The sequence below is a fragment of the Amycolatopsis sp. 505 genome, from assembly GCF_031625235.1.
In the GTDB taxonomy this organism is placed as follows: domain Bacteria; phylum Actinomycetota; class Actinomycetes; order Mycobacteriales; family Pseudonocardiaceae; genus Amycolatopsis.
Genome location: NZ_JACKQP010000005.1, coordinates 584,354 through 598,176, shown reverse-complemented (window position 1 = coordinate 598,176; position 13,823 = coordinate 584,354). Strand labels below are relative to the sequence as shown.

The following is a 13,823-nucleotide window of genomic DNA, read 5'->3' as shown; positions in this document are numbered from 1 at the left end:
TCCCTCATTCGTAGTCCAGGCCCGGCGTCCGGGCGCGCTTCAGCTCGAAGAAGTGCGGGTTGCGGGAGAGCGCGACCACGCCGTCGAACAGGTCGACGGCGTCCTGCCCGCGCGGGATGGCGTTGAGCACGGGCCCGAAGAAGCCGGTGCCGTCGACGTGGATCGCCGGCGTGCCGAGGTCGGCGCCGACCGGGGCGAGCGCCTCGGCGTGGCTCTTGCGCAGGGCTTCGTCGTACTCGGTGCTCTCCATCGCGTCGATGAGCCCGGCCGGCAGGCCGGTCTCGGCCAGTGCCTGCGCGACGACGTCGGGAAAGTCCTTGTTCCGTCCCTTGTGGATCCGGGTGCCGAGCGCGGTGTAGAGGTCGCGCAGCACCTCCTCGCCGTGCTGCTGGGCGGCGGCGACGCAGACCCGGACCGGGCCCCACGAGCGGTCGCAGAACTCGCGGTACCACGGCTCGAGCTCGCGGTCCTCGTTGAGCACGCCGAGGCTCATCACCCGGAACCGCAGGGTGAGGTCCCGGTGCGGCTCGACCTCGAGGATCCACCGCGAGGTGATCCACGCGAACGGGCAGGCCGGGTCGAAGTAGAAGTCGATCTTCACGGGTTCCTCTCCGGGGTGTGCAGCCAGCCGAACTCGTCGGGCGCCTGGCCGTACTGGATGTCCAGCAGCGTGTTCAGCAGATGCCGGGTGACCGGGCCCGTGGTGCCGTCGCCGACGGCCCACTCGCCCTCCGGCGTGACCGCGTGCCCGACCGGAGCCAGCGCGCGGGCGGTGCCGCACGCGAACGTCTCGGTGATACGCCCTTCGCGGCACCCACGCTCCCAGTCTTCGAGCGTGACCGGCTCTTCGGCGACGCCGTACCCGAGCCGCACGGCCAGCCGCAGGATCGAGTCGCGGGTCACCCCGGCCAGCAGCGTCCCGCTCAGCGGCGGCGTCACGAGCCGGTCGCCTTCGACGAAGAACAGGTTGGAGCCGCCCACTTCCTCGACGTACCGGCGTTCGCGCGCGTCCAGCCAGGCGACCTGGTGGCAGCCGTGCGCCGCGGCCTCCCGCTGCGCCAGGTAGGACCCGCCGTAGTTGCCGCCGCACTTGATCGTGCCGGTGCCGCCGTCGGCCGCGCGGACGTACTCCGGGGACGCCCACAGCCGGATCGGCTCCGGTTCCGCCGAAGCGGGCCGGGCGGGGCTGCCGATGACCGCGAACAGGTACTCCTCGGCGGGCCGGTTCGACAGGTGCGTCTCGCTGGCGATCAGGAACGGCCGCAGGTAGAAGCTGTGCCCCCGCGTCCGCGGCACCCAGTCGCCGTCCACGCTCAGCAGTGCCTCCACGGCCGCGAGGAAGTCCGCCTCCGGCAGCTCGGGCATGGCCATCCGGCGGGCCGAGCGCGCGAACCGGGCCGCGTGGTCGCGCGGCCGGAAGAGGACGTGCTTCCCGTCCGGGCGCCAGAACGCCTTCAGCCCTTCGAAGATCGTCTGTCCGTAGTGGAACGCCATGGTGGCCGGGTGCAACGAGAACGCGGCGAGGGGCCGGCTCGTGGCATCGTGCCACCCGCGGCCGGCGGTCCACCGGGCGGTGACCATGTGGTCGGAGTAGAGCGAGCCGAAGCCCGGCATGCGCAGGAGTTCTTCGCGCTGCTCGGCGGGCATCGGGTCCCGCCGCTCGCGGGCGAAGTCCAGGGTCGTCATCGTCGCTCCTCGCGTTCGAAGCGGGCCAGGGCCCGGTCGGCCAGCGGGCCGGAAAGTCCGGTGTAGCCCGCCGGGTCCAGCAGGCCGGGGGAAACGTCGAGCAGGCCGGCCAGTTCCGCGCCGGTGCGCTCGGCTTCGGCGGTGGCCCCGGTCAGCAGGCGCTTGGCCGCGGCCTTGCCCAGCTTCGGGGCCAGGACGGCGGTGACGCGTTCGGAGACGATCGCGCCCCGGGTCAGCCGCAGGTTCGCCGCCATCGCCTCGGGGTGCACCCGCAGCGTCTCGGCCAGCCGGACGCCGTTCGCGGCGGCCCCGGCGGTGCTGCGCAGGGCGTCCCGCAGCGGCTGCCACTCCGCGTGCCAACCGCCCGAGGACCGTTCGTCCTCGGCCGTCATCGACTGGAAAAGGACGACGGCGAGCGGCGGCAGCTGCCGGGCCGCGGTCGCCACCAGCGTCGCGAACACCGGGTTGTGCTTCTGCGGCATCGCCGAGGACGCCCCACGCCCGGGCGCGCGCTCCTCGGTGACCTCGCCGATCTCGGTGCGCGCCAGCACGAGGACGTCCGCGGCGATCTTGCCGAGCGCGCCCGTGGTGACCAGCAGTGCCGAAGCGACGTCGGCGATCGGCGTGCGGATCCCGTGCCAGGGCAGGGTTTGCGGGGCCAAGCCGAGCTTCTGCGCCACGCGGTCGGGTAGCTCCAGCGAGCCGGGTCCGTATTCCTCGTACGCGGCGAGGGTCCCGGCCGCGCCGCCGAGCGAGACCGGCAGGTCCGCGCGCGCCCGGCGCACCCGCTCGACGGCGTCGAGGACGAGGTGCAGCCAGGTCGCCGCCTTGAGCCCGAAGGTGACCGGCACGGCGTGCTGGGTCAGGGTGCGCCCGGCCATCGGCGTGTCCCGGTGCGCGCGGACGTGCCCGGCCAGGGTCCCGGCGGTGGCCAGCAGGTCCCGCTCGACGCGGTCGAGGGTGCTCGCGCAGAGCAGCATCAAGGCCGTGTCGAGGATGTCCTGGCTGGTGCTGCCGCGGTGGACGTACTCGGCGGCGGCCGGGTCGACCGCGGCGGTGAGCCCGGCGACGAACGCGACCACCGGGTTCGCCGTCTCGCGCACTCCCGCGGCGATGGCCTGCGGGTCGAGGTCGGACGCGGCCACGGCCCGGATGGCTTTCGCCGCGGTCACGGGGATCGCGCCCAGCTCGGCTTGGGCTTCGGCGAGGGCGGCCTCGACGTCGAGCATCGCGGTCAGCAGCGCGTGGTCGTCGACGAGCGCCCCGGCGCCGGTCGCGGCCCACGCGGGCGCGAGCAGGTCACTCATGCGGTCCTCCCCAGGTCGTCGTGTTCCACCGCGAGCCCCAGGCACGACCGCGCGATGGCATCGGAGTCGCCGAGGATCACCGAGTTGACACCCGGCCGGATGCCCGCCGCGGTCACCCAGTGCACCGCCTCGGTCGGGACGCCGAACGCGAACCGCCGCGGGTGGGGCCGGCCTTCCGCGTCCACCACGTGGTACGGCCGCCGCGTGACGGCCAGCCCGCCCGTCTCGAACTCGCCGATGCGGTACGGGCGGCATTCGCCGCGGGCGAGCAGCGTCCGCAGCAGCGGGTCCGTCGTGCGCCGCAGGTCGGTGTCCGGCAGGCGCGCCTCGATCAGCGACTTCGCGCGGACGACGACGTCGGGGCAGGCGGCGGACCACGCGACGAACCGGCCGCCGGTGCCTTCGATCCGCAGGTCCGGGCCGAGCACCTCGAGCACGCCCGCGTCCAGCAGCGCGCCGAACTGCTCGACGCGTTCGGCGGGCGGCCCGATCGACAGGTACGCGTTGAGCGGCATGTACCAGCGCCGCAGGTCGTCGCGGTAGGAGGCGCCGGAGATCCCGCCGTGGTCGACGGCCAGCCGGATCTCGTTGCGCAGGTCGCGCAGCACGTCGGTGGCCGCCTTGAGCGGGCCGGTCACGTTGCCCTGGTGCGCCTCGGCCAGTTCGGTGTCCAAATAGGACCGAAGCCACCTGCGGAACGTCGCCGTCGAGGCGAGGTCGGCGGCGGAGTACGGCGCCGCGACCGTCCGCCAGTCCCAGCTCCGGTCGAGCCCGAACTTGGCCAGCACGATCCGCTGGGCCTCGGTTTCCCGCACCGCCAGCGGATCCGCGAGCACCTCCGCGGGGCCGGCCGCCGCGAACGCTTCGGTGAACTCCTCGGCGTCGCATTCGCACCCCCGCTCCCGCACGAGGGCCGCGTAGAAGACCGTGCGGACCTCCTGGTCGATCAGCGGCCAGACGTCCCGGCGGAAGTCGGCGCCGTCCCGCAGCCGCTCGATCACCGCGGGGGTGAGGAACCGCGGTTCGTGCCGTCCGGACGCGCCCTTCTCGTTGCGGGCGCGCGCCTGGTACGGGACCCCGCGCCGCGATCCGGTGACCAGCCGTGGTTCCCGTCCGGACGGCACGTACGCCAGCGCGCCACCCGGCTCGCGGGTGAACCGGCCGCCGCGCCCGAGCGTGAGCAGGGCCAGGTGGTCGAAGAAGTTCAGGCCCATCCCGCGCAGGAGCACCGGCTCCCCCGCGGGCACCTCGTCCGTCGGCTCGTCGGCCGGGTTGCCCGGCCCGAAGTAGCGCAGGCCGTGGCGCTCCGCGTACCGGCTCAGCTCCGCTTCGGCCGGGGTGAGCTCGTGCGGCTGGTGCCCCAGCGCGAGCACGACGGCGGCCAGGCCGGCGAGGACCGTGCCGTCGTCCAGCACGACGTCCTGGCGGCCGGCGTCGCCGTCCCGGACGTCGACCGCCCGCGTCTGGTGGGCCACGAACCGCAGTGACGGCGGTGCCGTCCGCGTGATCCGCCGCCGCGTCCAGCGCAGGTAGCTGCCGTAGAACGCCCGCGACGGGTAGTCGTCCGGGCCGAGCACCTCGGCTTCGGCCCGGACGGCGTCCGGGACGTCCGGGCTGCCGAGCAGGGCGATCGAACGCGCCCACTCGTACAGGCTGGGACCGCGCACGACCGGGCCCGCGCAGTCGACCGTCTCGTCGACGAACATGGTCACCTGGCCGGCGACGGTGTTCATCAGCAGCAGGCGGTCCTGCGTGCTGCGCCACACCTGGCCGCCGTCGGCCAGCCGCGGGTCGACGAGGTGCACCACCAGCCGGCGGCCGGGTGGCACGAGCGAGGCGGCGTTGGCGCTCACCCGTTCCGCGACCGACAACCCGCGCGGGCCGAGCCCGACCACCGCGATCTCCGACGTCTCCCCGAACACTGTCTCCCACTCCCGGTGATTTGGTCAGCGTCTCTGCAGGCTCCGGCCGAGCCCGGCCGCGACGCCGGCGAGGCGGGTCATGAGCCCGGCGAACTGCTCCGGCCGCAGCGCCTGCTTCGCGTCGCACAGGGCCTCTTCCGGCCGGACGTGGACGTCGATCAGCAGCGCGTCCGCCCCGGCCGCGACGGCCGCGAGCGAGAGCGGCTCCACCAGCTCCGGCCGGCCGCCCGAGTGGCTCGGGTCCACGATGACCGGCAGGTGGGTGCGCTGCTTCCACAGCGCCACCGCCGTCAGGTCGAGCGTGAACCGTGACGACGGCTCGAACGTGCGGATGCCGCGCTCGCACAGCACCACCTGGTCGTTGCCTTCGAGCAGCAGGTACTCCCCGGCGGACAGGGTTTCCTCGACGGTGCAGCCGAACCCGCGCTTCAGCACCACCGGCAGGCCGCTCTGGCCCACCGCGCTCAGCAGCGCGAAGTTCTGCATGTTCCGCGCGCCGATCTGGAAGCCGTCCACCACCTCGGCCAGCCGCTTGACGTGTTCCGGGTCGACGACCTCGGTGACGAACGGCAGTCCCGTCTTCGCCCTCGCCTCGGTGAGCAGCTCCAGGCCGCTGAAGCCGAGGCCTTGGAACGCGTGCGGCGACGTGCGCGGCTTGAAGGCCCCGCCGCGCAGGCCGACGGCGCCGTGTTCGGCGACGAGCTCCGCGGTGGCGAGCATCTGCTCCGGCGTCTCGACCGCGCACGGGCCGGCGATCACCGCGACCGAGCCGTCCCCGATCGTGGCCGGGCCGAGGGAGACCGCGGTGCCGGCCGGGCGGAGCTCCCGGCGGCCCAGCCACGCCTCGCCGCCGCGCGGCACGCACCGGGTCGGCGGCGGCAGGTCCGGCGCCGCGGCGAGCAGCCCGTCCCCGTCCACTCCGGACACCGGCAGGACGTGCCCGGCGCCGAGCCGGTACAGCTGGGTCGGCACGCCCGCGGACTCCAGGTACCGCAGCCAGACGCCGACCCCGGCGGGGGTCACGGTCTCATCGAACACGAGCAGGAAGTCTTGGTCGGTCACGGCGATCGTCTCTTCTCGAGAGGGGTTCACGCCAGCGCGTCGACGGCGGCGAGGGTCTTGCCCCGGCGGTCGCGGACGTGCACGGCGAGGTCCTTGTACTTGTCCCGGAGGAAGCGCTTGAGCGACTTGCCGGTGACCCCGAGCGGGAAGTCGTCGCCGCCGGTGGCGACCTCGACCACGGCCAGTTCGGGTTTCCCGTTGGCCCGCAGGGCTTCGTTGGCCGCGAACAGCACCTTCTCCGCGTCCACGTCCCGGCCCGTCACGACGGCCACGGCCAGGTGTTCCCCGTCGTGGCCACCGGCCACCACGGTGCAGTCCTCGATGCCGGCGACCTCGTTGAGGATCAGTTCCTCCATCAGCACCGAATATCCGGGCCCGGCGGCCGTGTGCACGACGTCGACCGCGCGGTCGACCTGGTAGAAGTTGCCGTCCTCGTCGCGGTACGCGATGTCGCCGGTCAGCCAGTAGCCGGCGAGCTTGCTGCGGTAGTAGGTGTCCTGGTTCCCCCAGTAGCCCACGGTCATCGACGGCGGCTTCGCGCCGAGGAGGCCGTACTCGTACGGCTCGGCGAGCGTCCCGTTCTCCCGCACGATCGCGACTTCGGCGAACCCGACCGACTTGCCGACGCAGCGGTCGTTGCGCTCGGTCGCGAGGGTGCGCGGCTGCATGAGCACGCCCCAGCCCAGCTCGGTGGTGCCGAGCCGGTCCAGGAACGCGGCCGGCGGCAGCTCCGGCGACCGGCGGCCGAGGATGTCCTTCAGGTGCCGCTCGTGGATGGCGTCCGCCATGGACACCCAGATGTTCACCGAGTCGAGCGCGCCCTTCGGCGTCTCGATCGCCGCGAGCTCCGGGTAGGCGTGGCCGAAGGCCATCACCATGGTCGGCCGGTGCGTCTCGACGGCTTCGGCCAGCTCGGCGCCGGAGACGTCCCGGTGGACGACCATCGGCTGCCCGCCCAGCACGGCGTAGGCGTTGAAGGACACACACCCCTGGTGCGACTGCGGGAGCGCGTTGAGGATGAGCGCATCCGGCTCCTCCTTATAGTTCACCGCACGCCACTTTGGACCGTCCAAAATGGTCTTGTGCGTGTGGATGACCGGCTTCGGCAGGCCGGTGGTGCCGGAGGAGTGCATGAGGCCGACCGGGTCGTCCGGGTGGTGCCGGAACCGGTCGGCGTCCGGCAGCACCGCCGACGGCGGCCCGGACTGGTCGGTGTGCACCCAGTCCAGGTTCAGCCGGTCGAGGTCCGGGGTGATCCGGGCGAGCCGCTCGGCGTCGGTGTAGAGGCCGGTGGCGCCGCTGCGCTCGATCAGCGCGACGGCGCTGTCGCGCTTGGCGTTGCTGTTGATGAGCATGGAGATCGCGCCGATCTGCGCGAGTGCCGACAGGTGCAGGAAGTACTGGAGGGAGTCGGGCGGGAAGACGGCGACCCGGTCGTGCGGCCGCACCCCCCGCTCCAGGTACCAGACCGACCAGCTCTGCACCAGGTGGTCGAGGTCGCGGAGGCTGAACCAGTGCTTCGTTTCCCCGTCGGTGTACGGGATCGGCGTGAGCGAATGGATGAAGGGCTCGTCCGGGCGGGGGTTGAGCTCGAGCATGGCGGGCAGCAGGTTCCCGCCGCCGATGCTCGGGTCGGCGAGGACCTGCGCCCGCAGTTCCGGGCTCAGGACGGTCTGGTGCGTGAACTCCATGGCATCACTTTCTGCAGCGGGACCGCGGGCTTTTCGACTCCACCGCCGAGCGTGCCGGGTGTGTCCATCGGAGACGCATCGGTGCTGCATCAGCGACGAGGGCGTTGCAGCACAACGGATATCGGAGTCGCACAGCGAGGTCGCCCGGTCACCGGCGGCAAAAGAAAACCGTCCGGAGCCGGTCGGCTGCGGACGGATCGGGGCAGGCCGGGCGGTTCAGCCGAGGCTGCACTCCAGGTCGCCGACCGGGGCCAGCGTGGCCCGGCCGAACGTGGTCAGCAGCCCGTCGCCCAGCTCCGGTTCTTCCACCTTCGTCCGTGCGTGTTCCTGGACCAGGTCGTGGAAGTGGTACCGCCCCGCCGCCCGCTGGCGCAGCAGGTGGGCGTCGAACAGCGCCTCCAGCGACCGCTCCGCCTCCGGCACCGGCCGGCCCACCAGCCGCGCCGCGTCGGCGGCGTCGAACTCCTCGCCCGGGCGCGTGGTCGCGCCCAGGACCCGGAACAGCCGGCGCTGCCCGGCCGGCAGCCTCCCGTAGGACACCTCGAGCCGCGACGCCACGCCGCGGTCCTCCAGGCTCAGCTCGGCCAGCCGCGTGACCCGGTCGCGCAGCCGGAACACCAGGTCCTCGAGGGACCACGCCGGCCGGTTGTGGAACCGGCACGCCGCGATCGCCACCGCCAGGGGCAGGTACCCGCAGAGCGCCACCACCTCCGCGACCGCGTCCGCCCGGTCCACCGTGCGGTCCGCGCCGGCGATCCGGGTGAACAGCGCCACCGCGTCGGGCGGACCGAACACGTCCAGCGAACGGGCCGTCACCCCGTCGAGGCCGGCCAGCCGGCGGCGGCTGGTGACGATCACCTGCGCCTTTCCCGTGCCGGGCAGCAGCGGACGGACCTGGCGGGCGTCGAGGGCGTTGTCCAGCACCACGAGGACCCGCCGCTCGGCGAGCTCCGCGCGCCAGCGCGCCGCGCGCTGGCCGCAGCCGCGGGGGATCCGGTCCGGCGCGAGCCCGAAGTCCAGCAGCAGCCGCTCCAGCGCCGCGTCCGGTTCGAGCGGCTCCCGGCCGGCCGTGTGCCCGTGCAGGTCGAGGTAGAGGTGCCCGTCCGGGAACCGGTGCGCCAGCTGGTGGGCGAGCCGGACGGCCAGGGTCGTCTTGCCGACGCCGGGCATGCCGTCGATGGCCAGGATGCTCAGCGCGGTTCCCGCCGACCGGTGCACCGACAGGGACCGCAGCTCCTCGGCGCGGCCGGTGAAGTGCGCGGTGTCGTACGGCAGGAACGACCGGCCCGGAGCGGGCTCGGGCCGCCGCTTCGGCAGGTCGTCGCGCAAGATCCGCTCGTACAGCTCGCGGATGCTCGCGCCCGGGTCGACACCCAGCTCGTCGCGCAGCATCCGGCGGCCTTGTTCGTAGGTGTTGAGCGCGTCGGCCGTCCGCCCGCACCGGTGCAGGGCCAGCATCAGCAGCTTGCGCGACTCCTCCCGCAGCGGGTGCCGCGAGACGAGCTCGCCCAGCTGCGGCACGAGCGCCGACGCCTCCCCGCCGTCCAGGCGCAGCGCGGCGAGCCGTTCGGTCGCGGTCAGCCGGTTCTCCTCGAACCGCGCGGCGGCGATCTCGAACACGGGGTTGTCCAATCCCGACAGCGCGGGCCCGTTCCAGAGCGCGAGGGCCGCCTCCAAGAGCTCGACGGCCGCGGCGGCCCGCCCGGCGGCGGCCGCCGCGGAGGCCGACGCGACCATCGCGGTGAACCGGTGGGCGTCGACGCCGTGCGGGTCGACGGTGATGCGGTACCCGGGACCGTCCTTGACCACGAGGTGCTTGGCGGTCCCGAAGCTGCGTCTCAGCGCGGCGACGGCGTTGTGCAGCTGCCTTCGCGCCGTCACCGGCGGCTCACCGTCCCACATGGCCTCCAGCAAGCGGTCGGCGCCGACCACCTTGTTCGCGCTGAGCAGCAGCATCACCAGGAGCCGCTGCTGGCGCGGGCCGCCGAGGTCCACCCGCTCCCCGTCGCGCTGGACCCGCAGGGTGCCGAGCAACTCGAAGTACATCCGATCCTCCCCCACCGTAAGCGTGCGGCCACCGTACGCGGCAGCGCCCGCCGAACCGGAAAACTTAGCCGAAGAAAGCATTCAGCGAGACGTAAAAATCGACACGGTGTTTTCCGAACAAAGCCAACACGATAGCGCCGCATTCGGTGATCCGGCTTTCCCGCGTCGTTCGATGACGGCACAAATGACTACATCGAACGCGCGAAGTGAATGGTCGCTACGGCGGCGGCGCGAGTGCGGGCGCACGATAGACGGTGACCGCGCCCGGGCCGCTCAGGCCGAGGCCACCGAGCTCGCCGACCACCGCGGCCGCGAGCCCCGGCCGCGCTTCGACGGCCGCGTGCGCCGGACCATCCACCTCCACCCGAAACCCGGCACCGAGCAGGCGAACGCGCAGATCACCGGGGCGGATCCCCGCCTCGGCCAGCCGCGCGCGCACCGCGATCTCGGCGCGTTCCACCAGACCCAACCTTCCTAAAGAGACGGGTACCCCCACGGAGATACGTGACGCCAGGCAGGGTGTCGACGGCTTGCCGGCCACGGGCAGCGACCACGCGGCGGCCAGCGCCCGGACGTCGTCCTTGCCCAGCCCGGCTTCGGCCAGCGGCTCGACGACGTGCAGCTCACGGGCCGCACGCAGGCCCGGACGGTGCAGCGCGCGGTGGTCGTCGGCGTGCGTCCCGGTCGCGACGTGCGCGAACCCGCGCCGGAGCGCGAGGTCGCCGACCGCCCCGAGCACCGCCTGTTTGCAGAAGTAGCAGCGGTCCCCGGCGTTGTCCCGGTACCCGGGCACGGCCAGCTCGGCGGTCGCGACCTCGGCCAGTTCGACGCCGAGACCGGCCGCGACTCCCCGCGCGGCCTCGAGTTCCGCCCGCGCGAGGCTGGGCGAGTCGGCGATCACCGCCAGTGCGCGTCCGGCCGGCAGGGCCCGCGCGGCCGCGGCCAGCACGAGCGCCGAGTCGACGCCGCCGGAGAAGGCGACCGCGACGCTCCCGAGCTCGCGTACGCGGGCCAGCAGCCGATCTCCGATTCCGGCGCGCATTACTGTTTTCCTGCTGGTTGTACGTTCGCGGTGATCATTTTTCGGCCGAAGAACAGCACTTTTCCCCCAACTCCATTACCGGATTCGGACGGCATCCCCCGAAACAGTTTACATACGGCGCGCCGGAACGCTAACGTCTCGCGGGTGGTGACGACTGGGGTTACGGCGGCGACCGCCGATCTGGGTTTCGCGCGATTGGATCTCGACCGGGCGGCGCGCACCGGGGATCCGGAAGTGGTGTTCGGTGCGGGGAAGACGCCGGAGCAGATCGCGGCCGCGCTGGCCCGGCTGCACGAAGCCCATCCCGCACGCGCGGTGCTCGCCACGCGGGTCGGGGCGGAAGCGCGAGCGCTGTGCCGGGAACGCCTGCCGGAGGCCGCGGTCGACGACACCGGCCGGACGGTGACGCTCGGGACCGCACCGGCACCGCGCGGCCGGGTGGCCGTGGTCTGCGCGGGAACGTCCGACCTGCCCGTCGCCCGCGAATGCGCGACGACGGTGGCCGTGTTCGGCGCGGAGCCGGATCTCGTCGTCGACGTCGGCGTCGCCGGGCTGCACCGCCTGCTGTCCGAACGCGACCGGATCGCCGGCGCCGACGCCGTGGTGGCGATCGCCGGGATGGAGGCGGCGCTGCCCACCGTCCTCGGTGGACTGTGCGGCACGCCGCTGATCGCCGTGCCCACGAGCGTCGGCTACGGCTGGCACCTCGACGGCCTGACCGCGTTCCTGACCATGCTGAACAGCTGCGCCCCCGGCGTGGTGACGGTCAACATCGACAACGGCTTCGGCGCGGGCGTCGCCGCGGCCCGCGTCGCCCGGCAGTCGGTGGCACCGTGACCGTCGCGTGGATCGACGCCGGGAACGGCTGCGCCGGCGACATGCTGCTGGCGGCGCTGGTCGACGCGGGCGCCGACTTCGCCGGGATCGTCGACGGCCTGGCCCGGCTGCGCGTCGACGGCATCCGGCTGACCGAGCAGGTGGTGCGGCGGCACGGGTTGCGGGCGCGCCAGGTCGTGGTCGAGGCACCCGAGACGCGGCACGCCCGCCACCTCCCGGAGATCCTCGACCTGATCGCGTCCGCCGCGCTCTCCGGTGCCGCGGAACGCTTCGCCACGCGGGTGTTCGGCACGCTGGCCGACGCGGAAGCCGCCGTGCACGGCATCGAGCGGGACCAGGTGCACTTCCACGAAGTCGGCGCGCTGGACGCGATCGCCGACATCGTGGGCTGTGCGCTCGGCTTGGACGCCCTCGGCCTGCTCGAGGCGACCGTGACGGTGTCGCCGATCGCCGTCGGCGGCGGCACGGTGACCGCGGCGCACGGCCGGCTCACCGTGCCCCCACCGGCGGTGCTCGCGCTGCTCACCGCGGCGGGCGCCCCGGTCGCCGCGCACCCCGCCGCCCGGGAGCTGTGCACGCCGACGGGGGCGGCGCTGCTCGTCACGCTGGCGGACGCGTACGGCCCGATGCCGGCCTGCGTGCCGGCCGGAGTCGGCGTCGGCGCGGGAACGGCCGATCCACCGGGCCACGCGAACATCGTCCGGGTGGTCATCGGATCGGCCGCGGAGCCGGACCGGACCTGGGCACGCGCGAAGATGACCGTCATCGAGACCACGGTGGACGACCTCGATCCCCGCCTGTGGCCCGACGTCCTGGCGGCCCTGCGCACCGCGGGCGCGGCCGACGCGTGGTGCGCCCCGGTGACGACACCGAAGGGCCGGCCGGGCATGGTCCTCACGGCCCTGGCGGCGGACGACCGCGTGGACGGCATCTGCGCGGCGGTGTTCGCCCACACGTCGACGCTGGGCGTGCGGTTGTCCCCCACCGAGCGGCGGTCACTGCCGCGCGACAGCGTGACGGTGGACTACCGCGGCCGCCCGGTGAGCGTGAAGCGGGGCTACCTCGACGGGGTGGTGGTGACGGCCCAGCCGGAGTACGAGGAAGTGAAAGCCGCCGCGGCCGCCACCGGCCAGCCGCTGCGGCGAGTCCTGGAGGAAGTCCGCGCGGCCGCGGGCTCCTGACCGGGTTGTCCACGCCCCGGGCCGGGTCGCCCGGGACTCGGGATCCACTCCGGACGGTCGACACCGCCCGCGCCAGGGAGGCGATCCGGTATCCGCGGCGGCCGGCCTCGGCCTGTCACGGGGTCAGCGCCTGGACGCCGATGACCTCCAGCAGCCGCAGCCGCTCGGCGGTGTCGCTGCCCTCCGGCGCGGTGAAGGCCATGATCCGCAGGTCAGTTCCGAGGGCGGCGAGGATGTCGCAGTCGAGGGTGATCTCCCCGACGCTCGCGTGCCGGACCGTCTTGGTCAGGGGCTTGTGCTCGCCCACCACGCCGGAGTCCCACAGGTCCGCGAAGTCGCCGCTCGCGCTGCGGAGCTCGTGGATCAGGGCGGCCAGGCCGGCGTCCTTCGGGTAGCGAGCCGACGCCGCTCGCAGGTCGGACACGAAGGCCGTGCGGTGTCCCGCCTGCCGGCCCACCGCCTGGGGGTAGCCGGCTGGGGGCTCGACGAAGGACCACCACACCGCGTTCCGCCGGAAGTCGTGCGGGGTGGGCGGGTCGCCGAACAGCGCGGCCCACAGCGGGTTCCACGTGATGAGGTTCCACGCGGCGTCGTACACGCTCAGCGGGGTGCTCGTCAGCCGGTCCAGCAGCCGCTGGACGCCCGCGGGCACGTGGTCGGACACCTGTCCCGGGCCGGGCACGGCCTGACCGGCGAGAACGAACAGGTGCGCACGCTCCGCCGCCGTCAGCCGCAACGCCCGAGCCAGCGTGGACAGCACCTGGGCGGACGGGTTGACCGACCGGCCCTGTTCGAGCCGCACGATGTAGTCGACGGACAGGCCGGCGAGCAGGGCGAGCTCCTCCCGCCGCAGGCCCGGCGCGCGCCGGTGGCCGTCACCCGGCAGGCCGACCTCAGCGGGTTTCGTGCGGTCTCGCCATGCATGCAGGGCCCGGCCGAGATCGGTGGTTCCGGTCATCTCCCCAGTATCGGCGGTCGGCCGCGTCCCGTCCTGGTACTCCGGATCCACCGGCTGCGGCGGGTACTGGTCGATCTCCGGGAGCGCGCGG

The 13,823-nt window shown here is 73.6% G+C and carries 11 protein-coding genes; 2 read left to right on the top strand and 9 right to left on the bottom strand.

What is annotated here, in order from left to right; translation table 11 throughout:
- Positions 1–4 precede the first annotated feature (4 nt).
- From H5965_RS22085 to H5965_RS22050, 8 genes are all read right to left on the bottom strand, one after another.
- Entirely contained in the window at positions 5–628 is a 624-nt protein-coding gene (locus H5965_RS22085; RefSeq protein WP_396136924.1) for a DsbA family protein, read from the bottom strand.
- Entirely contained in the window at positions 598–1,686 is a 1,089-nt protein-coding gene (locus H5965_RS22080) for a branched-chain amino acid aminotransferase (RefSeq protein WP_310971938.1), read from the bottom strand. The genes H5965_RS22085 and H5965_RS22080 overlap by 31 nt, the downstream gene beginning before the upstream one ends.
- Positions 1,683–2,993 (bottom strand): adenylosuccinate lyase family protein, encoded by a 1,311-nt coding sequence (locus H5965_RS22075; RefSeq protein WP_310971937.1) that lies wholly within the window; start codon positions 2,991–2,993, stop codon positions 1,683–1,685. The genes H5965_RS22080 and H5965_RS22075 overlap by 4 nt, the downstream gene beginning before the upstream one ends.
- Positions 2,990–4,915, bottom strand: coding sequence for an FAD/NAD(P)-binding protein (locus tag H5965_RS22070; RefSeq protein ID WP_310971936.1), 1,926 nt, complete (start codon positions 4,913–4,915; stop codon positions 2,990–2,992). The genes H5965_RS22075 and H5965_RS22070 overlap by 4 nt, the downstream gene beginning before the upstream one ends.
- A 24-nt stretch (positions 4,916–4,939) precedes the next feature.
- Positions 4,940–5,977: a 3-deoxy-7-phosphoheptulonate synthase gene (gene aroF, locus H5965_RS22065; protein WP_310971935.1), complete on the bottom strand. Its 1,038-nt coding sequence runs from the start codon at positions 5,975–5,977 to the stop codon at positions 4,940–4,942.
- Between the two features lie 26 nt (positions 5,978–6,003).
- Positions 6,004–7,668: a class I adenylate-forming enzyme family protein gene (locus tag H5965_RS22060; protein ID WP_310971934.1), complete on the bottom strand. Its 1,665-nt coding sequence runs from the start codon at positions 7,666–7,668 to the stop codon at positions 6,004–6,006.
- A gap of 216 nt (positions 7,669–7,884) precedes the next feature.
- Positions 7,885–9,714 carry a BTAD domain-containing putative transcriptional regulator gene (locus tag H5965_RS22055; RefSeq protein WP_310971933.1) on the bottom strand — a complete coding sequence of 610 codons (1,830 nt, stop codon included), beginning with the start codon at positions 9,712–9,714 and terminating at the stop codon, positions 7,885–7,887.
- 217 nt (positions 9,715–9,931) lie between these two features.
- Positions 9,932–10,756, bottom strand: coding sequence for an asparagine synthase-related protein (locus H5965_RS22050; protein ID WP_310971932.1), 825 nt, complete (start codon positions 10,754–10,756; stop codon positions 9,932–9,934).
- 147 nt (positions 10,757–10,903) lie between these two features.
- Between H5965_RS22050 and larB the strand changes: the two genes are divergently transcribed.
- Together larB and larC are read left to right on the top strand one after the other, a co-directional pair.
- The gene (gene larB / locus H5965_RS22045) at positions 10,904–11,593 is read left to right on the top strand and encodes a nickel pincer cofactor biosynthesis protein LarB (RefSeq protein ID WP_310971931.1); all 690 of its coding nucleotides are present in this window, start codon (positions 10,904–10,906) and stop codon (positions 11,591–11,593) included.
- On the top strand, positions 11,590–12,774 hold the full coding sequence (gene larC / locus H5965_RS22040) for a nickel pincer cofactor biosynthesis protein LarC (protein WP_310971930.1): 1,185 nt from the start codon (positions 11,590–11,592) through the stop codon (positions 12,772–12,774). Before larB ends, larC begins: the two co-directional genes overlap by 4 nt.
- A 115-nt stretch (positions 12,775–12,889) precedes the next feature.
- On the opposite strand, the gene H5965_RS22035 is transcribed toward larC, so the two are convergent.
- Positions 12,890–13,732, bottom strand: coding sequence for a helix-turn-helix transcriptional regulator (locus H5965_RS22035; RefSeq protein WP_310971929.1), 843 nt, complete (start codon positions 13,730–13,732; stop codon positions 12,890–12,892).
- Positions 13,733–13,823 lie beyond the last annotated feature (91 nt).

Excerpts from the sequence above, each read along its gene's own strand:
- H5965_RS22050 (WP_310971932.1), bottom strand. The coding sequence starts at position 10,756 with ATGCGCGCCGGAATCGGAGATCGGCTGCTGGCCCGCGTACGCGAGCTC.
- H5965_RS22080 (WP_310971938.1), bottom strand. The coding sequence starts at position 1,686 with ATGACGACCCTGGACTTCGCCCGCGAGCGGCGGGACCCGATGCCCGCC.
- H5965_RS22035 (WP_310971929.1), bottom strand. The coding sequence starts at position 13,732 with ATGACCGGAACCACCGATCTCGGCCGGGCCCTGCATGCATGGCGAGAC.
- H5965_RS22055 (WP_310971933.1), bottom strand. The coding sequence starts at position 9,714 with ATGTACTTCGAGTTGCTCGGCACCCTGCGGGTCCAGCGCGACGGGGAG.
- H5965_RS22075 (WP_310971937.1), bottom strand. The coding sequence starts at position 2,993 with ATGAGTGACCTGCTCGCGCCCGCGTGGGCCGCGACCGGCGCCGGGGCG.
- H5965_RS22060 (WP_310971934.1), bottom strand. The coding sequence starts at position 7,668 with ATGGAGTTCACGCACCAGACCGTCCTGAGCCCGGAACTGCGGGCGCAG.